Raw genomic sequence first — 19,712 nt, 5'->3', positions numbered from 1 at the left:
CCGGCCGGCTAGCTGAGGCTTCGCTGTAACTGCGCGATCACCCAGAACGGTAGCGCCACGAACAGCGTGCCGCCTACCAGGTTGCCCACGGCGGTGATCGAGAGGTTGGTGAGCAGGCCGTGGGCACCGAGGCCCCAACCAATGCCCGCATGCGGTGCGGCCGGATGAAACAGGTTGAGCAGCAGGGGAAGACCGAGAAAGCCGACGTTGGCGATCACGTGCTGGGTGCCGCCGATCACGAATGCGAACGGCCCGTAGAACGCGAACGTCATGCGGGCGACGTCGCTGCGGGCCTTGAAGAACATGCACATCGAGGTCTGCAGGAACCAGGTGCACACCACGGCCAGCAGCAGCGCCGTCCAGAACGGCTGGCCCGCCTTTTGCGCGCCGACCGCAGCCGCCCGCTCGGCGAAGGCGCCCAGGTAGGGTCCTCCCGCGGCGCCGCAGACGGTGACGAAGACCAGCGCCCCCGCGACGTTGCCGATCAGGCCGACGATCACCAGGAACGCGTAGCCGCCGACGCTCATGGTGCGATTGAGCACGGCCAGAAATCCGGCGGCCATGTCGGCGGTGATCAACGACATGCCCGACACCAGGATGAGGACGAAGGACATGCCGAACGCGAGGCCCATCAGCAGGCTGGCAACCCCCGGGGTCTTGACCCCGGTGCTCACCATCAACGCCAGCAGGGCCCCGAACGCGACCATCGCCCCGCCGACCAGGGAGCGCACCAAGAATGCCCACGGGTGCGTCGCCTTCTCGACGGCCATGGCAGCCACCCGGTCCACCATGGCACCCACGCTGAGCGGCTCGAATGGGTCGCCCGCCGTACCGGTCGGGGGTAGGGCGGCCAAAGCGCCCGGCGGCGCTTCGCCGTTGTATTGCCGCGCTTGGGTATTGATCGTCATCCGTGTTCGCCTTTCCGTAAAGCGTTGAGCGCGTCGATGACTCCGCTGATGTGCTCCTCGCTGAGCCTCTCCCCCTCGAAGACGTGGCTGAGCAGAATCTTCAGGTCAAGCATCTGTTGCAGGTAGACCAGGCACGGGGGGCATTCGTCGAGGTGCTTGGTGACGATCGGGCCCCATTGCCGGGGATCGGAGTCGACGAGGTCGTCGACGAGGTGGACGAACTCGACGCAGTCGACGGCCGGAACGGTGTTGTCGTGGACGGTCATCGGCGATACCGCTTTTCCAATTCGTTGCGAAGATTTCCGCGGGCGCGGTACAGCAGCGCGCGCTGCCCTTCAGCGGTGAGTTCGAGCAGTCCGGCCGCCTCCTCCGCGGAGGCGCCGACGATGTCACGCAGGATGACCAGTTGGCGTTGCCGCGCCGGCAGCGCATCCAGCGCCGCACGCACATGCCCGACGAGCTCGCTCTCGACGGTGTGGTCCTCCGGCAGGAAGCGCCGCGACGGCGGGAGGTTCCAATGTCCTGCGTCGGGATGGCCGGCGGGATGCATGCGGCCCGCCAGCGGATCGACGTCCTCCGCGGACAGCACCTCGTGGTCCCGGATGCGCGATTCGCGGCGCCGGTGCCGCGATGCGGTGTTCTTGACGATCCCGAACAACCACGTGGCCACCGAAGAACGGCCCTCGAAGGAATCCGCGGACTGCAGGACCTGCACCCAGGCCTCCTGCACGGCCTCTTCGGCCACCGTCGCCGAATCCACCATGGTGCGGGCGAAATTGACCATCGGCAGGTGAAAGTCGCGGACCAGGCTGGCAAGCGGGACACCGCCGACGACGCGTTCGGATTCGGTGCCCCCCGGCGGCACCGCCACCGGGGTCACCATGGTCTCGCACTCAGGCGCATGCGGCCAGTTCCCACCGCAGCTGGCCTTCTGACGGGGATTGGACGGGGATGAACGCCGCCTCCCGGTAACGGCGACTCGCCGATGTCCTGCTCGTATACCCCTTGCCACCGGCGGTACGGACCTCGAGATCAGCGCTGGCGCTGGACAGTTCGGCCGCGGCAAGCCGCAGCGACAACAGCTGTCGTTTGGTGGGCGGCTCGTCCCCACCCACCGCCGCGGCCAGCTCCGCCAATGCCGCCTCCGCGCCGGCGAGCTTCTCCTCGACGGCGTCGACTTGGGCTGTGAAGACCGAGTTGACCCCGCTGAGACCGTTTTTGGCCTGCTCCACCGCGGTTCTGGTCAGCCCCAGGCACATGGCCGACTGCAGGACGAGGAACGTCGGGCGGACCGCCTGCAGGAAGGCGTCGAAGTCACTCGACAACACCTGCCCCGAAGGGACGTAGGCGTCCGCCAGCTTCAGGTATGACGAGGCGGTGCTGCCCATTGCCAGCAGGTCGAAATGATCACCAACCGCAACGCCGGGCGTGCTCAGCGGCAAGGCCACGATCAGCCGCTCGCCCGTGTCGGTGCGCACCCCGGTCACCATCGTCGAGTCGGGATAGAGGTTGCTCGCCCACCTGATCGATCCGGACACCGCGTAGCCGCCATCGACCGGCGCGGCCGTCAACTCCATACCTCCGCAGCCGGCCGCCTCCTTGAACGCCGAAGCCATCCCAGTCACCCCGAGCGTGGTGCCGGCGAGCAGTGGCTGGGCCACCGCCATGCTGAAAGGCGTTGCTGCCGTTAGCAGATACTCCACCGCCATCCGATGGGCCCAGAGAGAGAACCCGGTGCTCATGCATTCTCCGGAGATCAGCCGGATCACCTCGGCCATGGCGGGGAGTCTGCCGTCGGCGTTGCCGGGCGCACCGACCCCGAGCAGGCCGGCCCCACCCAGGGCCGTGAAGCTGCGGCGAGACTGGTGCTCGCCGCGGTCCAGCGCCCCGGCGTGGGCCCGGATGTCTTCCAACAGTTCGGCATCCACCTGGCCCGCCGCCGGGTTCATCGTCGCCGTCATCTCGATACCTCCTGGGCCGAGTGCTTCCACGCGTAGTCGAGGAATTTGCCGTCGAAAGTGACGACCACTCTGTCGCCTTCGGGGTGCGGCCGCCGCCGCACGCTCATCTGGAAGTTGATGGCGCTCATGATGCCGTCACCGAATTCTTCACCGATGAGTTCCTTGATCGCCGGGCCGTAGACGTCCAGCGCCTCGTGGAACCGGTAGATCGTGGGATCTGTTGCCATCGTCGCATCGGAACCCCGATACGGCATCATTTGCAGGACCGCCACCGCCTCGTCGTCGAGGTCCAGAAGCGATGCGACCGTCTCCGCGTCGCCGGCCGGCAGCGGATGCTGCCCGAGCAGCGCCGCGACGGTCCACACCGGGTCCTTGCCGATCGATTCGGCGATCTTCGCCCAACTCAGCCCCCGCTTGACGCGGGCCAGCCTGATGACCTGGCCGAGATCGCTCTTGGTCAATGTGGTTGCCATAGCCCGATTCCCGTCTCGATGCCTATCCGGTGAACAGGGTGGAGTCGACGCTCACCGGGTTGCGGAACGAGTTCACCACGGGTGACCAGGCGATCGCGTTGTCGTGGATCTCCTTGAGCGTCGCCTCGTCGGCGTCTCCGGCCAGCGTCACCCTGCAGCGAACGGCGCTGAAGCCGAGGCGCTTTCCCTCGGGGGTGTCACCCACACCCCACACCGCGGAGATGTCGATGTCGCCTTCCATCTCGACCTCGATCTTGGTCAGCGTCACGCCGCGGTGCGTCGCGTTCGCCAGCAAGCCCACCGACACGCACGAACCCAGCGCCGCCAGCGCCGTTTCGGAAGGGTTGGGCGCGGAGTCATCGCCGAGCAGCGCGGGCGGCTCACCCACCAGCATCGGCGCCAGGTCACGGACATAGGTCATGTTGCGGAACCCGGTCTCGCACACCGTCTTGGCTTTCAGGGTCTTCTTTCCCGTCTCCGGGTTGGCCCTGGCGTTGCACGACAGCTTGTCGAGGCCTTCGGCGTCGATGACGAGCGCGTTGGTCATGTGACTTCCTCCGTTTCGCTGATTCTGCGTCTTCACCGAGTTAGTGCTCTGCGGCGGCCGATGTGTGACGGTGGACCCGATTGGTTTACGTGGGCGACACGAAACATCACACAGCCGAAACGTGGCGCCGTCCATCGCCGGCTGAATCCCGGGGGTTTTGCTTAGGCGAAAAGGCCTTGCCCGATGTAGTGGCCTTCGGCGGGCGCGGGCGGCACCGCGAAGATTGCCGAGCCGACGTGGCGGATGTACTCGTTGAGCAGGTCGTGGGCGCCCAAGCGGTTCTGTAGGCGAATAAAATCCTGCGGATCATTTTGATACGAGATGAACAGCAGGCCGGCGTCGAGTTGGCCGTTGGCGTCCAGGCCGTCGGTGTAGTTGTAGGACCGCCGGCGGATCATGATGCCGTCGTTGTTCTCCCGGGCGGCCAAGGCAACGTGAGACATCGGGTCGATGAGCGGGCTGCCTCCGGCGCCCGTGGCGGCGAAGTCGGGCGTATCGAATTCGCCCGTGCCGCTCAGCGGCGCCCCCTCATCCTTGGTGCGGCCGAAGATCCGCTGCTGATTGCCGATGCGGTCGACATCCCACGTCTCGAGCAGCATCCGGATCTTCCGCACGACTTGATACGTCCCACCGTTCATCCACGGCTGGTCGCTGTTGTCGACCCAGACGAAGCGGTCGTACTCGGCCTGCGTGGCGATGTTGCGGGTCCCGTCCTTGAAGCCCAGGAGATTTCGCGGGGTGCGCTGGCCCGGACCGGCCGAGGCTCGCCCGAACCCCAGCACCGCCCAGGATGGTGAGACGATGGTGCGGCCCAGCCGGGCCAGGTTGCGCACGGCGTGATAGCAGACCTGGGGGTCGTCGGCGCAGGCCTGCACGGACAGGTCGCCGCCGCGCAGCCGAGGGTCCAGGTTGTCCCCGTTGAGCGGGGGCAGATCGGCGAAGACCGCGGGTCGCCGCGCGGCGAGCCCGAACCGATCGCCGAACAGCGACGGTCCCAGTCCGACGGTGACGGTGAGACTGGCCGGGCTCAGTCCGTAGGCTTCCCCGGTATCGGCCGGTGGCTGGACCTCGACCCGTGGCTGGATGGTGCCCACCGGCCTTCCGCGCTGCAGGATCGCCGCCGCCGCCGACCAGCGTGCCAGCAGCGTCTGCAGCTCTGTGCGCCCCGCACCGGCGGCCAGCGAGAAGGACATGAACACGGCGTAACGCTGTGGGGGCGTGGCGATTCCACCCTGGTGCGGCTGGCCGTAGAAGGGATAGCTACGACGCAAGTCGACGTTGTCGTCGTCACCGTCAACCGCGCGTCCCGCTGCCGTCGCGTACCCCGCAACGCCGCCGCCGGCGGCGCCGACCGCGGTACCGGCAAGCCCGGCCAGGGCGGCGCCGCCGAGCACGCGCCGGCGCGAAACCGATACGGCTTCGTCGGGCTCGGTGGTGTCGTCGGTCACGATCAGCCCGCAGTGACGACTTTCTGGGCGACCATCGACAGGCTTTGGTGCAGCGGCTGGATGACCGCGGTCAGCTTCGCCGCGTCGGTGGCCTTCAGCGCTGGGGTGTACGTCCGGAAGCCGCCCAGCGCGGAGGGGTCGCGATATCCGGCCAAAGTGGCCAGCACCGTGCGGAATTGCTGGTCGATCCGGCCGACCAGAGTGCCGTCGATCTTCTCCAGGCCCGGCCGTAGCGACGCGTACGCCTGCTGGGCGCCCTCCACATTGCCCGAAAAGTCAACCAGATCAATGTGGCTGAAGGCCTCCTCCTCGCCGCTGATCTTGGTGTTCTGAATCTCTTCGATCAGGTCGCTGGCGCCGTTGGCCAGGTCCTCGGGCTGATACTGCAGCAGCGCGACGACGGCGTTCAACCTGCCCACGTTGCCGACCAATTCGGAGCTCAGACTCATGGTGGCGGGGGTGATCACCCCGCCCCGCCACAGGTCCCGCTCGATGGCGTGGAAACCCTTCCAGCCGACTTTCGCATCGACGGGGGTGGACTCGCGCATGTCGATCAGGTAGTCGAACCGCCCGGCATTGTCGCCGGCCGGGAAGCCCAACACGATGAAGCCTCCGACGGCGGACTCCGAACGTTCCCAGCAGAGCCGGGCTTTGGCGTACGCGGCCTTCGCGGCCTCGACGTTGCCCGACTGCACGGCGGCGTCGAGCGCCTTGACCCCGTCGCCGAGCTGGCCGATCTGCTTGATGACGTACGCCGCGTAATCCTGGGCACCCCGGTTGAGCACGCTCGCGGCGGCACCCGCCGGGCTGGCCGGCGCCCGGCCCGTCACCGTCAAAGTCTGGTGTTCGCGGCTCGCGCCGGGGCAAAACAGGTCATACGATCCACCGTCGAGGATGACGGTGAACGACACCGGGTCCAGTCCGGGCGCGAGGTCCTCCTTTTCGCCGACGATCCGCTGGTCGGAGAGTAATTCGACCTCGCTGATCCCGGGCGCGTTCGTGTTCGCGAGCGTGAACGTCACCGGGCCGGCGGCCACGCTGGTGTTGTCCAGCGCGCACACCTCGTTGCCGCCGACGCCGGCCATGGTGACCTTCACCGCGGCTGCGCCGGGTTTGCCCGCTCGTGCACGGCCCGAGTCGCCACTGGAATGCCCGCACGCGGACGTCACCGCAATCACCACCAAAGCCACTGCGGCCGAGCGCAACCCGAACTTCCTGCGCCGTCCGGGGGCGGTACTGGGCGCCGGCAATTGGCCTCCTTTCTCGTTGGACGGCCCGGGGACGCCGCCACCCGCCAGGTCAGGACGCCGGCTGCGTCACGAAATCGATGAGTTCCTCGACGCGACTGATCAGCGCGGGCTCCAAGTCATTCCAGTCGCGCACGCGGGACCGAATATGCCGCCAGGCCCTGGCGATGTCCGCCTGGTTGGCGTGGGGCAACCCGAGCGCCCGGCACGCGCCGTGCTTCCACTCGATGTGCCGCGGCACATCGGGCCAATCGGTCAGGCCGAGCCGCTGGGGTTTCACCGCTTGCCAGATGTCGACGTAAGGATGACCGACCACCAGGGTGTCGCTGCCGCCCGGACCGCGCCGCACCGCATCGGCGATCCGCGCCTCCTTCGAACCCGTGACGAGGTGATCGACGAGCACCCCAAGCCGCCGCCCCGGAGCGGGCGCGAACTCGGCCACGATGTCCACCAGGTCGTCCACACCGCCGAGGTGCTCGACGACGACCCCCTCGATCCGCAAATCCTCGCCCCAGACCTGCGCGATGAGTTCGGCGTCGTGGCGGCCCTCGACATAGATCCGGCTGGCACGCGCTATCCGGGCGCGGGCGCCCGGCACCGCGACCGAACCGGAAGCCGTCCTCGCCGCGGCGACCGGCGCCGCACGACGCGGCGCCGTCAGGATCACCGGGCGGCCCTCCAGCAAATAACCTGGGCCCAAAGGGAAGCCACGCACGTGCCCGTGCCGGTCTTCGAGGTCGACCCGCCCGTACTCGACTCTTACCACCGCTCCGACGTATCCGGTCTGCACGTCCTCGACCACCAGCCCCGGTTCGGCGGCGTGCTCGGTCGAGCGGGGCTTGCGCCGGCCCGCGGCGGCAAGGACATCGGTTCCATAGCGATCAGCCACCCGGCAATACTAGGAACCCTTGCGGCCAAACGCCGTTACGGCGCGCCCGCCCGCGAGCATCGTGGCCAAGATCGCTCACACAACCCGCGACCGCCGGCGCGTAAAAATTGTGTTTTAACTGTGTGGCGTTACTCAGCTGATGACATCGCCGATGGTACGTTGCTAGTCGTAAGAACTGCCGCTCCTTTAGAAACGCGGCGGTGAGCGAGGTGGACGATGGACCTGGCCCTTTGGGTGTCGAGCATTGTGGCTTTCGTGCGGGCCGGCTATCCCGCCGGCATGCCGACGACCGGATATGCACCCCTGGCCGCCCTGGCCCGCCGGCGGCTCTGCAACGACGAGATCACCGCCATCGCAAACAAACTCATGAGGCGCCAATTCTGGCCGATCAACCCCGTTGATATCGGCGTCGAGATCACCCGCGTCACCAACCAGTTGCCGTCACCGGCTGACGTCGAGCGCGTCGAGCACCGCCTCCACGCGATCCGCTGCGCGCGCCGATAAGCTTCGGAGCCCGGAATCGGGCCCAAGCTAGGGCGCCCCTTTCGCCGGGGCGCCGCAGGCGGCCAGGTAGTCCGGGTAACTCCAGGTCCGCAGAAATTGTTGGCCCGCTTGCCGTCCTCGTTGATACAGGGCATCGCGTTGCTCGGCGGTGATGTCGAAGTCGATCGGGCTCACCTCGTCGGCGGGAACGAAGATGGTGCGCCGTACGGTGCACGGATCGTCGATGTACGCATTGTCCTGATTGCTCACCAGGGTCTCTATCGCGGCGATGCCCAACGAGACCGGACCACGCACCGGATGGGTGGGCGGGATGCCGGGACGCGCGGACAGCCGGATGCCGAAAGTCGGCCAGCGCGGCTGGGCGTCGGGGCGATCGAACAGCTCGACCGGGAAATCCGACAGCAAGCCACCATCGACCCATGTGGCGCCGCCCACCCGGACGGGTTCGAACACATAGGGAATCGCCGAGGAGGCGTGCACGGCGCGGGCCACCGGAAACTCGTCCGGGTCGATGCCATAGGAGTCGAGGTCCCAGGGGATGCGCACCAGCCTTCGCCGGGACAGGTCACTGGCCGTGACGACGAGCGACCAGGCGAACTGGTCCGGCTCCTCGCCCGTGCGCAGGTCGCCGAACGTCCGCACGCCCAAGTCGGCGAGCAGGCCGGCGAGCAGCCGTTCCAGATAGGCACCGCGGTAGACACCGTCGGACACCAACAGCGACAGTGCCCCACCGATCAGCGGCACCTCGCCGATCACGCTGCGGTCGAGGAACTTCCGGTAGTCGATGGTCCGCATCACTTCCGTCAGCCGGCTCAGCGGCTCCCCCGCGACCTGTAGGGCGGCCACCAGCGACGCGACGACCGAGCCCGCGCTGCTGCCCGCAACGCGCGGAAACCGGTAGCCGGCCTCGGACAGCGCGTCGACCGCACCGACCAGCCCGATGCCCCGGACGCCGCCGCCTTCACACACCAAGTCGGCGCGGGATACGCTCATTGCCGCCTCCATCGCCTCACCCTCCCTCAAGAGATTCGCCGGCCGTCCACACCGAAAAAGTGCAGGTGGCCCGGTTCCGGGTGCAGGCGCACCCGGCTGCCCTTCTCCGGCGGCCGGCGCCCGTCGGCGCGCGCGACGACGGGCTGGTCGATGACCTTGCCGGAGCCCGTGATTCGGCCGTAGAGGTAGGCGTCCGCCCCGAGCTCCTCGACCACGTCGACCTCCATCTCGACGCCCTGGCCGCCCAGTTCGAAATGCTCGGGGCGCACTCCGACGACCACCTCGCTCGCGGCGCCGGCGAGCTGCCGCGGAAGCGGGATAAGCCAATCCCCCAGCGACACTGAGGAATCGACGATCGGCAGGGTGAACAGATTCATCGCCGGGGACCCGATGAAGCCCGCGACGAAGACGTTGACCGGGTTGCGGTACAGCTCGCGCGGCGCGGCGAACTGTTGCAGCACGCCGTCGCTCAGGACCGCGACCCGATCGCCCATGGTCATCGCCTCGACCTGGTCGTGGGTGACGTAGACGGTGGTGGTGCCGAGCCGCCGTTGCAGCGCCGCGATCTGATTGCGGGTCTGCACGCGCAGCTTGGCATCGAGATTGGACAGCGGCTCGTCCATCAGGAAGACCTGGGGGCGGCGCACGATCGCGCGTCCCATCGCCACCCGTTGGCGTTGCCCACCGGAAAGCTCCTTGGGCTTGCGGTCCAGATATGGCTGCAGGTCCAGCAGTCTCGCCGCATCCAGGACCCGGTCGCGAATCTCGGCCTTCGGCGTCTTGGCGATCTTGAGGGCGAAGCCCATGTTCTGCGCCACCGTCATGTGCGGGTAGAGCGCATAGTTCTGGAACACCATCGCGACGTCGCGGTCCTTGGGATCGACGGTGGTGACGTCGCGGTCCCCGATCCGGATGCGCCCGGAGTCCAGCGCCTCGAGCCCCGCGACCATTCGCAGCGAGGTGGTCTTGCCGCATCCGGAGGGGCCGACCAGAACGACGAACTCGCCGTCACCGACCTCCAGATCGAGGCGGTCGAGGGCCGGGCGCTCGGCTCCGGCGTAGCGGCGGGTCGCCTGCTCGAAAGTGACGGAGGCCATGGGCTTAACCGTTGAGTCCCGTGACGGCGATGCCCCTGACAAACGAGCGCTGCGCGACCGCATAGATGATCACCAACGGCAACATGATCACCATCGAGGCCGCCATGATGATCGGCCAGCGCGCGACGTACTCGCCCCGCAGCCGGACCAGGCCGAGCGTCAGCGTGGCCAGGCTGTTGCGCTGAAGCATCAGCAGCGGCCACAGGAAGTCGTTCCAGACGTTGACCCAGGTGAGCACCGCCAGAACCATCACCGCCGGACGGGCATGGGGCAGCAGGATTCGCCAGTAGATCTGCCACGGCGAACAGCCGTCGAGTATCGCCGCCTCCTCGAGATCGGTCGGCAGCGTTCGAAAGAACTGACGCATCAGGTACGTGCCGAATGCGCTGCCGAACAAGCCCGGCACGATCATCGACCAGGGGGTGTCGACCCACCCGACCGTCCGCATCAGGATGAACTGCGGGATCACGGTCACGGTCAGCGGCACCATCAAGGTGCCCAGGTAGAGCACGAACAGCGTGTCACGGCCGCGGAACTGCAGCCGGGCGAACGCGTATCCGGCCAACGAGCAGAAGAACACCTGCCCGGCGGTCACGCACCCGGCGTACAGCACGGTGTTGAAAAACATTCGTGCGAAGGGCATCAACGAGAACACCTCGGTGTAGTTGGACCACCTCGGATGCGCCGGCAGCAACCTCGGCTCGGTGACCTCTCCCTCGCCCTTCAATGAGCCGGACACGGCCCAGGCGATCGGGAACAACCAGCACCAGGCGATCCCGATCAGCGCGGCGTAAACGAGCACACCGCGAACGACATGGCGGGTGAACAACCGCTCAGCTGAGGCCACGAGACGTCTCCCAGGACCGTTGCCGGGTGATCCGCAGCTGCACCACGGTCAACACGAGCAGGATGGCGAACATCACCCACGCCAGCGCGGACGCGTACCCGAATTCCAGGAACGAGAACGCGTGCTGAAACAGCATGATGCCCAGGACATACGTGGCGGTTTCCGGACCGCCGTTCGCGCCGTTGAGGACGTACACCATGTCAAAGGCCTGGAACGCGTGGATGATCGAGATGACGCCCACGAATGATATCGACCCGCGGATCAGCGGCACCGTGATGGACACGAACTGCCGGATCTCGCCCGCCCCGTCGATTCGGGCCGCCTCGTAGACGGTCTCGGGAACCCCCTGCATCGCCGCGAGCAGGATGACGGTGGCGAACGGCACGCTGCGCCACACGCTGACGACGCAGAGCGAGGCCATGGCCCATCGTGGGTCGACCAACCACGGGACCGGCCCGATCCCGAGCCAGCCCAGCATGATGTTGAGCAACCCGCTGTCCGTGTTGAACACGAATTGCCACACGACCGCCATGACCACCGACGAGATGGCCAGGGGCAGAAAGACGATGGTGCGGAAGATGCCGATGCCCCGGACCTTGCGGTTCAGCACACCGGCCACGACGAGGCTGACGACGATGGTGGGCACGACCGTTCCGAGGGTGAAGACGACGGTGTTGCGGATGGCGATCAGGAAGAGCGGATCCGAGGTGAACAGGTCGTGGAAGTTCTTGAGGCCCACAAACTTCGGCGGTCTGAAGATATCCCACCGCTGAAAGCTCATGTACAGCGAGAATCCCAGCGGAAACAGCATGAACACCGCGACGGCGGCCAGGTTCGGCGCCACGAAGAGGCGGCCGGCCCGGGCGCGCCGCCGCCAGGGGCCCGCGCCGTTGACGGGCTTGCGGGTCGCGCGGCCGGCCGCCGGGCCGGTGTCGACGGAGGTCATGGGTTGCGCAGCACCTCGTTGATGGCGGGCGACAGACCGGCCAGGGATGTCGCGGGCCGCGAGCCACGCAGCACCGGCCCGAAGCTGCGGTCCATCAAGGCGACGATCTTCTCCCACGCCGGAGTGACCGGCAACCCTTCGGAGTACGCCGGCCCTTGGGTGAGCACGGCGAGGTTGCCGACGTTCCGGTGGGCCCTGGCGAATCCGGGCGAATTGAGCGCCGATTGCAGCACCGGCACGAAGAGGCTGGACTCACTGATCAGCGCCTGACCGACGGGCCCGGTCGCGAATTTCACGAACTCCCATGCCTGCTCCTTGCGTGGACTGCTCGAGGAGATGGCCAGTCCGGTGGAACCGATGTCGGAGTGCGCGGCCTGCCCCTGCCGTCGCGGCCCGACCGGCAACGGCGTGACATCGAAATCCAGGCCGTCGGCCCGGATGAAGGTCTGGTAGCGCCAGTGGCCGCCCATCGCCATCGCCGCCCGGCCCGCCGCGAACAGGTCGGGCGCGGACATCGACTGCACCTCGGACGCATTGGGCGCGACCCTGTGCCTGTTGGCCAGATCGGCATAGAACTGCACCGCCTCGATGAACGCATCGTCACCGAAATTGAAGTGGGTCGGGTTCTTCAACGGGCTGGACCACGGCACACCATTGTTCATGGCGAACAGCCCGGCCGAGTAGTACGAAACGAACATGTTCACGAACCCCCACTGGGTGGCCCGCCCAGTTCCGCTGCGCTTGGTGAGCGCGGTGGCGGTATTCAGGAACTCGGTGAAATCCCAGGGCCGCTCCCACGAAGTGGGCGGCGGCTGCACCCCGGCCTCGGCGAACAGCCGCTTGTTGTAGAACAAATAGTTTCCGGACCATTGCTCCGGGAGCGCGTACTGGCCTCCGTTGAACGTGAAGGTGTCAAACAGCGCCCCGATGCCGTCGGACTTCAACTCGGCCGCGAAGGCCTGGTCGCGCGACAGCATCGTGTTGAGGTCGAGCAGCACGCCCCGGGCGGCCAGCTCGGCGTAGCTGAGATCCCACGCCATCAAGACGTCCGGGCACTTGCCGCCGGCGCAGAACGTGGACAACTGCTGCATCACGCCCGGCGCCGAAAGCACCGGGCGAACCTTGATGTCCGGGTGGCGGCGCGCGAACTCGTCGACGATGCGGAGCCTGGCGTCGCGTTCCTCGGGGTTGGCCGCGAAGAAGAACGTCAAGGAGTCGTCCTCGGGGGCGCAGCCGCCGGCCCAGGGCGCCAGCGATGCCGCGGTGAGCGCGCCGGCCCCGCGCAGCAGGCCGCGCCGTCCGAACGGCTTATCGAGCATCGCGCTCCCGTTTTCGCCCCGGTGCCGGCTGCCCCGCCGGCGGTGTCTGATGTCCTTGGTACCCGACACGGCTGTGGTGCTGGGGAATCGGCCGGCTCGGCAGCGCCAGAACGGCCCGGTGGATGCGGTCGCGGTCCCCGATGATGTCGATCGCGTGGATGCGGTCGTCGGCTCCGACGGCGATCAGCAACAGGGCCTGCACCCGCCCCTGCGGGGCGATCACCACGCCCGGCGCCCCGTCGATGAGCATGACCGCACCGGCACGCGCCCGCTGAGCGAACCGGCGGGTCTCCTCCGCGACCTGCGCGGCGCCGCGCACCTGGGTCGGCACGTCCTCGGGAACCAGCGCCCGATCCACCGTGCGGACCACGTCGGGCGCCAGCAGCTCGAGCAGGGCGGCGATGTCACCGCCGCGGGACGCCGCGAGAAACGCTTCGACGATCTCGAGGTGCTTGGCCACGCGCCCGGGTGGGGCATCCGGCTCCGCCTGCAGCCGCCCACGCGCCCGGCTTGCCAGCTTCTTCGCGGCGTCCGGCGACCGGTTCAGCAGGGTGGCGACCTCTTCGAAGGGCACCGCGAACAGGTCATGCAGCACGAACGCGACGCGCTGCGCCGGCGAGAGCCGATCGAGGACCACGAGCAGCGCGTTGCTCACCGACTCCGTCAACAGCGCGTCCTCGTCGGCGGGCGCCGTTGAGGCCGCGGTCAGCCGATCCAGCTCGTCGGTGGTGATGAGCGGCTGTTCGGCCCGTCTCTTGCGCGCCCGGAGCTGGTCGACGGCCTCGCGCGCGGTGATGGTGGTGAACCAGCCGGTGAGGTTGTCGACCGCGCCGAAATCGGCGCGGCTGGCCTTGAGCCACGCCGACTGAACCGCGTCGTCGGCGTCGGCCGCCGAGCCCAGCAGCTGGAACGCGACGGACCTCAGGTGTCGCCGGTCGGCGTCGAAACGCCGCGCGAGATCGGCCAGATTCTTATGGGCGCTCATAGGTCACCTTTTCCGCACAGGAGCCGTCAAGAGAATGACCGCGTCCCTCGAGCTCTCTGTTGCAAAGGAGGCCTGCACCATGACCTTATCGATTGTGCGCCGCGGCGCCCGCGGCGACCATCCGGCTCGCCGCCGCAAAACCGGCCGCCCCGCGGAGGTTTGGCGCAGATGAACACCGCCTGCATCGTGATCACCGTGTTGACCGCCGCCGGCACCGCCGGGATCGCCGTGGCCGACCTCATCCCGGCGGGGTTCGTCCTGGCGAACTCGGCCGAAGTGGGGGTGCCGCGTTCGTGGTTGCCGGCGCTGGGTGCGGTGAAGCTGGCCGGCGCGGTCGGCCTGGTCGTGGGCCTGATGGGGCTGCCCGCCTTGGGAATCGCGGCCGGGGCCGGCCTGGTGCTGTTCTTCGTCGGCGCCGTCGTGACGCACCTGCGGGCAGGCGTGCTCTACAACATCGCGTTCCCCGGGGCATACCTGTGCCTGTCGGTCGCCTCACTGGCGCTGCTGGTGTTGCGTTGACCGGGTTCGCGCTCAGCCGGGAAAATACCGGACCCGGTTGATGGTGGCGCCCCGCCGGCCCATGTCGGCGAACAGCATCCCGCGCCCACGCCGGGAGTCGACCGAGATCGTCACCGTGGGGCCCGCGCTGATCGTCTTGGTCGGACGGGCGCCGTCCAGCTGATCGGCGAGGTCAGCGAGGTCCAGCTGCTCGTGGTCACCCAGAGTTATTGTGGCCCTTGGCGATAGGGCCCGACCGGCTGCGCCGTGATCGCGCCGCCCGGCGGCGCGCAGGAACTCCTCGGCGAGTTTCTTGCGCCCCGCGCCCACCCGCCGGAACCCCGTCAGGAAGCCGGCCGTGCCGCGCAGCCGCTGATTGCTCAGCAGGCCCCGCGTCAGTCGCAGGGCCGGCGACGCCGCGCGCGATCCGGTCGACAGGAATTGCAGCACCATCGCGGGCAGTTCCCAGTAGGCCCGTAGTTCCTCAATCCGCCACCGCCCGTTGGCGTCTCGCAGGTCGTAGCGCAAGAAGGCGGGGATGTGCATCGTGACCCCTGAGCCCATCGCCACTTCGAGCTCGAGATCGCGCAGCACCACGGTCTCGAAGACGATGTCGAGGTCGCGGTGAAAGGTGATGTCGCGCGGACCGATGAAGGTGTCGTAGAAGCGGCCGATCTGTTCGTGCCCGACGTGCGGGCGCGATCCGACCGGGTCCTCCACCCGGGCGTCGTCGGTGAACAGCGCCACCCACCCGGCGCGGTCGTGCGCGGCGGCCGCGCGCGGCGAGCGCTCGACGGCGGCGAGCAGCGTCTCCCGATCCGGTGGCGCCGCCATCACGGTCCCCCGACCAGCTCGACGCCGGCGGCCCGCATCTCCTTCAGGGCCTCGGCGGCCGAGTCCGGCGAGACGGCCGCCGTCAGGTTCACCAGCACCCGGGTGGACAGGCCCGCCCGTGCGGCGTCCTCCGCGGTTTCGCGGACGCACTGGTCGGTGGCGATGCCGACCACGTCGACCTCGTCGACCCCCCGCTGCCGCAACCAGTCCAGCAGTGGGGTCCCGTTCTCGTCGACGCCCTCGAAACCGCTGTAGGCCGCGGCGTAGGCTCCCTTGCGGAACACCGCCTCGATCCGGCGGGTGTCCAGGTCGGGCCGCAACTGAGCGCCGGGGCTTCCCGCGATGCAGTGCGGGGGCCACGACGACGAATAATCCGGCCGGTCGGAGAAATGGTCGCCGGGCCGGATGTGAAAGTCCTGGGTTGCTACCACGTGCTGATAGCCCGGCTCGCCGGCCAGATAGGCGGTGATGGCGGGTGCGACGGCGGCGCCGCCGGCCACCGGAAGCGAACCGCCCGCGCAGAAATCGTTTTGCACGTCGACGATGATCAACGCCCTCACGGGTTTCACCCTATCGGTGTCGCCCGCCATGGCGCTTCAGCTGCGCAGACGCCCGGGGCGGTTTGTCCGCGAACCAGTCGGGTAATCACCGGCCATGTTGATCCGGAGAATCGCGCGCCCATTGCTGTCAGTGGCATTCATCGGCCAAGGAGTCAATTCCCTGCTCAACCCCAAATCGGCCGCGGCGGCCGCCGCGCCCGCGGTGGACGGTTTGCAGGCGCTGCCGAATTCGGTGAGCGGCAACATTCCGAGCGACCCCGAGACGTTCGCGCAAATCACCGCGGCCGTCCAGATCGGCGGAGGCCTGCTGCTCGCCACCGGCAAGCTGCCCCGCGTCGCCTCGGCCGCGCTCGCCGTCACGGTGCTGCCCGCCAACCTCGGCGCGCACTCGTTCTGGAACGAGAGCGATCCGCAGGCGAAAGCCCAGAAGCGCCAGCAATTTCTCACGGACCTCAGCCTGGTCGGCGGGTTGTTGATCGCGTCCGCCGACACGGCGGGCAAGCCGTCACTCGGATGGCGCGGGCGCCGGGCGGCCGAGCGGCTCTCGGAGCGAGTGTCGGCGGCGCTCCCGGGGTCAGACGACGCCGCATTCGACACCGACTTCTCGGAGCTGGGCGAGAAGATCGTGCACAGCCTGCAGATCGGCGCCGAACGGGGCCGCGAACTCGCCAGCACGGCCGCCGAACGGGGCGCGCCCTACGCCGAGGCTGCGCTGGAACGTGGCCGTGAATTCGCCAGCACGGCCGCCGAACGAAGCAAGCCGCTGGCCAAGAAGGCCCGCAAGCGCGGAGAAGAGCTCGCCGAAGAGGCCGCAGAGCGGGCCGCGCCGCTGGTGAAGAAGGCGCAGAAGCGCGGAGAAGAGCTCGCCGACGACGCCGCCGACTGGGCGCCGCTGGCCAAGAAGGCGCGCAAGCGCAGCGAGAAGGTGGCCAAGAAGGCGCGCAAGCGCGGGGAGGAATTGGCGAGCACGGCGCTGGATCGGGGCGAGGAGCTCGCCGACACCGCCCGCGCGCGTGGCAGCTACCTGGCCGAGACCGCCCGCGCTCGCGGTGGCTACCTGGCGGACACCGCCCGCGAGCGACTCGGTGAGCAGGTCAAGACCGGTCACCGCAAGCTTTCCTCCTGAGCGGATCGCCCGCCGGCTAGGGCGTCCGGCCCGACAGGAACGCGTCGATGATCGCGTCGACCTCCCGGCCGGCGTCGACGGTCACGCCGGACTCGTCGGCGGCGAGCGGCTCGAGCGCGTCGAATTGCGAGCGCAACAGCGCGGCCGGCATGAAGTGACCCGTCCGGGTGGCCAGTCGGCCGCTGATCAGTGCCGGTGAACCCGCGAGGTGGAGGAACTCGACCCGCGGGCAGTGCCCGCGCAGTTGGTCGCGGTATTTGCGCTTGAGCGCCGAGCAACTCACCACGCCGCCGCGGCGGTGTGCGGCCAACCACTCGCCGACCCGGTCCAGCCACGGAAAGCGGTCATCGTCGTCGAGTGGCTCACCGGCCGCCATCTTGGCGATGTTGGCCCGCGGGTGCAGCGTGTCGGCGTCGACGAAGGGAACTCGCAAGCGTTGCGCGAGTGCTGTTCCCACGGTCGACTTGCCCGAACCCGAGACACCCATCACCACGACGGGCGCGGGTCCGCTCACTCGGTTTCTGCGGGAAGGTTGCGGTTCCACTCCACCCAGCCGACCCCGCGTCGGCCGTCGGCCGTCGCGACCGTGGCCCAGGCCCGCGGAAACTGGCTGACCCGCCCGTCGGTCGCGGTCAGGCGTACCGGCGCGTGCCCGCACACGTTGACGTCGGCGGTGATGTCGCCGGGCTCCAGGGTCAGCGTGGCGTTCAGCGGTAAGCCGTTGGCGCCGAAGGACTCTCGTGAGTCGACGGTCTGCAGTTCGGTGACGCCGCCGTCCGCGCCCTGCGCGTAGCCGATGCTGAAGGCCGGCGCGCCGGGAATGCGGATGTTCACCCCGTGCAGGTGGGTGCCGTCATCGAGGTGCAGCGCGCTCCACATCCAGTCCATGCTCCACCAGTCGCGCACACCCCAGGAATGGTCGCGCTGGCCGGGAACCGACTCGACCCGGTAGCCGGTGTCGCCGACGGTGACCGTGCCCGAGACCCGGCAAGGGATCTCATACCGGGTGGTCATGCGGTACTTGTAGGGGACGCCGTCGGTGTCCCACACCAGGTTCATCGTCATCTCGACCGGGGTGCCGGCCTCGCCGCGCAACAACGCCGACGGATCGGGGTAGGCCTGAGCCCGCGCTCGCAGGTCGAGGCGGTAGGCCTGCAGCGGCGCCGTCGCGGCATGGCCGAGTTCGAAGGAGTCCGTGCCCAATACCCACGGGTCCGCCGGCAGCGGCACCCGCACGTCCACGGCCACGGTCGGCATGTCCGGACCGCACAGCAGCGCGTGCACCCACGCCGTCTGCTCGTTGGCGATCAGGCCGAGGCGAAACCAGCCACCCAATCCCTGTGCCGCATCGGCGAAGTCGGCGTACCAGCTTTCGCTCCAGAGCGGCTCGGCGGTCGGGGCGTGCGCGAGTTCGTCGGCCTCCGAAGGCCGCAGGGGTTCGGGCGTCTGCGCGACGGGCAGCGTCGCCAGCGCGTCCGTGTCGAGCACATGATCGCAGTGTCGTTGCAGCATCGTCATGAACATCCGGTCGCCGCGCTCGGTACGTTCCACCAGCATCGAGGACACGATCGCCATCATCACGCCGAAAAAGCTTTGCCGGCGCACGCCTTCGGCCACGTCGGCGAGCGACAGGGGTGCCGACGGCCCCAGCGCCCGGTGGTAGGCGCGCAGAAACGCGTCGTAGTGCTCCCGGCGATCCTGGGTCGGCAGCGCGCAGCCCAGGAAGTACGACAGGTCGGTCAGGGCCGGACCCCAGGACACCGTCTGCCAATCGACGACCGTCAACGGACGGTCGGCCCCGGCCGTCCCGAACAGCAGGTTGTCCAACCGGTAGTCGCCGTGCATCAGGCCCTGGACGCGGTCGGGTGCCGCCTCCTGGGCCAGGTATCCGTCGAAGGACGCGACCAGGCGTTCGCACACCACGCGGTGCTCCGGCGCGATCTGGTCGCCGTAGCGGTCGACGAACCCGGCGTACAGCGGCGCGATCATCGCCTGGTTGAGCGGTGAATCGCGGTTCAGCCACGGCGCTTCGGCCAGCGCGGTGTCGCCGAGCAGTGGGCCGTGCAGCCGTCCCAGCTCGACGACGCACAGGTGCGCCTGTTCGGCTGTCGCGCCGGCGATTTCGTCTCCTACGACCGCCGGCCCGGCATCACCCAACAGCAGATCGAACGCACCGGTGGAGGTATCGACGGCGGCGTGATAGCACGGCGCTATCGGCCCGCCCAGCCGTGGCGCTATGTCGCCGTAAAACCGCACCTCCCGTTCGTAGAGGCCCAGGGCCAGCCCCGTCTGCCGACTCACAGGGTCGGTGGCCGCCACCTTGAGCACCACGGACTCGGGCCGGTCGGGGCCCGCCGCGCCGTCGGCGTAGTCGAGACGGATGCGGTAGCACTCGCTCATCTGCCCGGTGCCGATGCGCTCCACCGAGAAGTCGGCGACGGGTCCGGCGCCGATCGCCGCGGTCAGCCATTCGGCAGTGAGGTCTCCGGGTCGTTCGATGACTTGTGCGATGTCGGCATGCATGGGGTCA

General features: G+C 68.5%; 22 protein-coding genes. 3 read left to right on the top strand and 19 right to left on the bottom strand.

The annotated features are described in order from the left end of the window. Positions 1 to 8: 8 nt before the first annotated feature. The 9 genes from U8D42_RS08135 to U8D42_RS08095 form a co-directional block, all read right to left on the bottom strand. Entirely contained in the window at positions 9 to 908 is a 900-nt protein-coding gene (locus tag U8D42_RS08135; protein ID WP_085239896.1) for a formate/nitrite transporter family protein, read from the bottom strand. Further along, positions 905 to 1,174 (bottom strand): hypothetical protein, encoded by a 270-nt coding sequence (locus U8D42_RS08130; RefSeq protein ID WP_085239895.1) that lies wholly within the window; start codon positions 1,172 to 1,174, stop codon positions 905 to 907. The genes U8D42_RS08135 and U8D42_RS08130 overlap by 4 nt, the downstream gene beginning before the upstream one ends. Continuing rightward, a complete protein-coding gene (locus tag U8D42_RS08125; protein WP_085239894.1) occupies positions 1,171 to 1,791 on the bottom strand; it encodes an RNA polymerase sigma factor in 621 nt (206 codons plus the stop codon). Before U8D42_RS08125 ends, U8D42_RS08130 begins: the two co-directional genes overlap by 4 nt. A 10-nt stretch (positions 1,792 to 1,801) precedes the next feature. Then, entirely contained in the window at positions 1,802 to 2,869 is a 1,068-nt protein-coding gene (locus U8D42_RS08120) for an acyl-CoA dehydrogenase family protein (protein ID WP_322860655.1), read from the bottom strand. Further along, positions 2,866 to 3,342, bottom strand: a complete 477-nt coding sequence (cynS, locus tag U8D42_RS08115) for a cyanase (protein ID WP_085239892.1) — start codon at positions 3,340 to 3,342, stop codon at positions 2,866 to 2,868. Before cynS ends, U8D42_RS08120 begins: the two co-directional genes overlap by 4 nt. A 22-nt stretch (positions 3,343 to 3,364) precedes the next feature. Further along, positions 3,365 to 3,889, bottom strand: a complete 525-nt coding sequence (locus U8D42_RS08110) for an OsmC family protein (RefSeq protein WP_322860654.1) — start codon at positions 3,887 to 3,889, stop codon at positions 3,365 to 3,367. A gap of 161 nt (positions 3,890 to 4,050) precedes the next feature. Next, positions 4,051 to 5,337, bottom strand: coding sequence for an iron uptake transporter deferrochelatase/peroxidase subunit (efeB, locus tag U8D42_RS08105; RefSeq protein ID WP_431523832.1), 1,287 nt, complete (start codon positions 5,335 to 5,337; stop codon positions 4,051 to 4,053). A gap of 2 nt (positions 5,338 to 5,339) precedes the next feature. Next, positions 5,340 to 6,515: an iron uptake system protein EfeO gene (gene efeO, locus U8D42_RS08100; RefSeq protein WP_322860724.1), complete on the bottom strand. Its 1,176-nt coding sequence runs from the start codon at positions 6,513 to 6,515 to the stop codon at positions 5,340 to 5,342. A 121-nt stretch (positions 6,516 to 6,636) separates the two neighbouring features. Continuing rightward, on the bottom strand, positions 6,637 to 7,473 hold the full coding sequence (locus U8D42_RS08095; RefSeq protein WP_322860653.1) for a DUF3097 family protein: 837 nt from the start codon (positions 7,471 to 7,473) through the stop codon (positions 6,637 to 6,639). Positions 7,474 to 7,689: 216 nt separating this feature from the next. On the opposite strand from U8D42_RS08095, the gene U8D42_RS08090 reads away from it, so the two are divergent. Further along, on the top strand, positions 7,690 to 7,977 hold the full coding sequence (locus U8D42_RS08090; protein ID WP_085239888.1) for a DUF3349 domain-containing protein: 288 nt from the start codon (positions 7,690 to 7,692) through the stop codon (positions 7,975 to 7,977). A 27-nt stretch (positions 7,978 to 8,004) separates the two neighbouring features. Here U8D42_RS08090 and U8D42_RS08085 read toward each other — a convergent pair whose 3' ends face one another. From U8D42_RS08085 to U8D42_RS08060, 6 genes are read right to left on the bottom strand one after another with little or no spacing between them, the layout of a single operon-like run. Continuing rightward, positions 8,005 to 8,970, bottom strand: a complete 966-nt coding sequence (locus U8D42_RS08085; RefSeq protein WP_085239972.1) for a patatin-like phospholipase family protein — start codon at positions 8,968 to 8,970, stop codon at positions 8,005 to 8,007. Between the two features lie 26 nt (positions 8,971 to 8,996). Then, on the bottom strand, positions 8,997 to 10,067 hold the full coding sequence (locus tag U8D42_RS08080) for an ABC transporter ATP-binding protein (protein WP_322860652.1): 1,071 nt from the start codon (positions 10,065 to 10,067) through the stop codon (positions 8,997 to 8,999). A 4-nt stretch (positions 10,068 to 10,071) separates the two neighbouring features. After that, entirely contained in the window at positions 10,072 to 10,914 is an 843-nt protein-coding gene (locus tag U8D42_RS08075) for a carbohydrate ABC transporter permease (RefSeq protein ID WP_090422185.1), read from the bottom strand. Continuing rightward, positions 10,901 to 11,860 carry a carbohydrate ABC transporter permease gene (locus tag U8D42_RS08070; protein WP_085239885.1) on the bottom strand — a complete coding sequence of 320 codons (960 nt, stop codon included), beginning with the start codon at positions 11,858 to 11,860 and terminating at the stop codon, positions 10,901 to 10,903. Before U8D42_RS08070 ends, U8D42_RS08075 begins: the two co-directional genes overlap by 14 nt. Next, positions 11,857 to 13,179 carry an ABC transporter substrate-binding protein gene (locus U8D42_RS08065; protein ID WP_322860651.1) on the bottom strand — a complete coding sequence of 441 codons (1,323 nt, stop codon included), beginning with the start codon at positions 13,177 to 13,179 and terminating at the stop codon, positions 11,857 to 11,859. Before U8D42_RS08065 ends, U8D42_RS08070 begins: the two co-directional genes overlap by 4 nt. Beyond that, a complete protein-coding gene (locus U8D42_RS08060) occupies positions 13,169 to 14,164 on the bottom strand; it encodes a sigma-70 family RNA polymerase sigma factor (protein WP_322860650.1) in 996 nt (331 codons plus the stop codon). Before U8D42_RS08060 ends, U8D42_RS08065 begins: the two co-directional genes overlap by 11 nt. A 168-nt stretch (positions 14,165 to 14,332) precedes the next feature. On the opposite strand from U8D42_RS08060, the gene U8D42_RS08055 reads away from it, so the two are divergent. Next, a complete protein-coding gene (locus tag U8D42_RS08055; protein ID WP_322860649.1) occupies positions 14,333 to 14,683 on the top strand; it encodes a DoxX family protein in 351 nt (116 codons plus the stop codon). Positions 14,684 to 14,695: 12 nt separating this feature from the next. On the opposite strand, the gene U8D42_RS08050 is transcribed toward U8D42_RS08055, so the two are convergent. Both U8D42_RS08050 and pncA read right to left on the bottom strand, forming a co-directional pair. Further along, the gene (locus U8D42_RS08050) at positions 14,696 to 15,496 is read right to left on the bottom strand and encodes a nuclear transport factor 2 family protein (RefSeq protein ID WP_322860648.1); all 801 of its coding nucleotides are present in this window, start codon (positions 15,494 to 15,496) and stop codon (positions 14,696 to 14,698) included. Continuing rightward, complete coding sequence (gene pncA / locus U8D42_RS08045; protein ID WP_322860647.1) at positions 15,496 to 16,056, bottom strand: pyrazinamidase PncA; 561 nt, start codon at positions 16,054 to 16,056, stop codon at positions 15,496 to 15,498. The genes U8D42_RS08050 and pncA overlap by 1 nt, the downstream gene beginning before the upstream one ends. A gap of 94 nt (positions 16,057 to 16,150) precedes the next feature. On the opposite strand from pncA, the gene U8D42_RS08040 reads away from it, so the two are divergent. Continuing rightward, on the top strand, positions 16,151 to 17,182 hold the full coding sequence (locus U8D42_RS08040; protein ID WP_322860646.1) for a DoxX family protein: 1,032 nt from the start codon (positions 16,151 to 16,153) through the stop codon (positions 17,180 to 17,182). Positions 17,183 to 17,198: 16 nt separating this feature from the next. Here the strand turns inward: U8D42_RS08040 and U8D42_RS08035 are convergent, their stop codons facing one another. After that, positions 17,199 to 17,696, bottom strand: coding sequence for a gluconokinase (locus U8D42_RS08035; protein WP_322860645.1), 498 nt, complete (start codon positions 17,694 to 17,696; stop codon positions 17,199 to 17,201). After that, entirely contained in the window at positions 17,693 to 19,705 is a 2,013-nt protein-coding gene (locus U8D42_RS08030) for a phosphotransferase (RefSeq protein ID WP_322860644.1), read from the bottom strand. The genes U8D42_RS08035 and U8D42_RS08030 overlap by 4 nt, the downstream gene beginning before the upstream one ends. Positions 19,706 to 19,712 lie beyond the last annotated feature (7 nt).

Origin of the sequence: Mycobacterium europaeum (assembly GCF_034555895.2) — a bacterium.
In the GTDB taxonomy this organism is placed as follows: Bacteria; Actinomycetota; Actinomycetes; order Mycobacteriales; family Mycobacteriaceae; genus Mycobacterium; species Mycobacterium europaeum.
This window is presented reverse-complemented; position numbering and strand designations above follow the sequence as displayed.

Bases quoted from the DNA above. Each gene is read 5' to 3' on its own strand.
- U8D42_RS08050 (WP_322860648.1), bottom strand. From the start codon at position 15,496: ATGGCGGCGCCACCGGATCGGGAGACGCTGCTCGCCGCCGTCGAGCGC.
- U8D42_RS08085 (WP_085239972.1), bottom strand. From the start codon at position 8,970: ATGAGCGTATCCCGCGCCGACTTGGTGTGTGAAGGCGGCGGCGTCCGG.
- U8D42_RS08070 (WP_085239885.1), bottom strand. From the start codon at position 11,860: ATGACCTCCGTCGACACCGGCCCGGCGGCCGGCCGCGCGACCCGCAAG.
- U8D42_RS08090 (WP_085239888.1), top strand. From the start codon at position 7,690: ATGGACCTGGCCCTTTGGGTGTCGAGCATTGTGGCTTTCGTGCGGGCC.
- U8D42_RS08030 (WP_322860644.1), bottom strand. From the start codon at position 19,705: ATGCATGCCGACATCGCACAAGTCATCGAACGACCCGGAGACCTCACT.
- U8D42_RS08125 (WP_085239894.1), bottom strand. From the start codon at position 1,791: ATGGTGACCCCGGTGGCGGTGCCGCCGGGGGGCACCGAATCCGAACGC.
- U8D42_RS08065 (WP_322860651.1), bottom strand. From the start codon at position 13,179: ATGCTCGATAAGCCGTTCGGACGGCGCGGCCTGCTGCGCGGGGCCGGC.
- cynS (WP_085239892.1), bottom strand. From the start codon at position 3,342: ATGGCAACCACATTGACCAAGAGCGATCTCGGCCAGGTCATCAGGCTG.
- U8D42_RS08080 (WP_322860652.1), bottom strand. From the start codon at position 10,067: ATGGCCTCCGTCACTTTCGAGCAGGCGACCCGCCGCTACGCCGGAGCC.
- U8D42_RS08120 (WP_322860655.1), bottom strand. From the start codon at position 2,869: ATGACGGCGACGATGAACCCGGCGGCGGGCCAGGTGGATGCCGAACTG.
- U8D42_RS08040 (WP_322860646.1), top strand. From the start codon at position 16,151: ATGTTGATCCGGAGAATCGCGCGCCCATTGCTGTCAGTGGCATTCATC.
- U8D42_RS08110 (WP_322860654.1), bottom strand. From the start codon at position 3,889: ATGACCAACGCGCTCGTCATCGACGCCGAAGGCCTCGACAAGCTGTCG.
- U8D42_RS08135 (WP_085239896.1), bottom strand. From the start codon at position 908: ATGACGATCAATACCCAAGCGCGGCAATACAACGGCGAAGCGCCGCCG.
- U8D42_RS08130 (WP_085239895.1), bottom strand. From the start codon at position 1,174: ATGACCGTCCACGACAACACCGTTCCGGCCGTCGACTGCGTCGAGTTC.
- U8D42_RS08060 (WP_322860650.1), bottom strand. From the start codon at position 14,164: ATGAGCGCCCATAAGAATCTGGCCGATCTCGCGCGGCGTTTCGACGCC.
- U8D42_RS08055 (WP_322860649.1), top strand. From the start codon at position 14,333: ATGAACACCGCCTGCATCGTGATCACCGTGTTGACCGCCGCCGGCACC.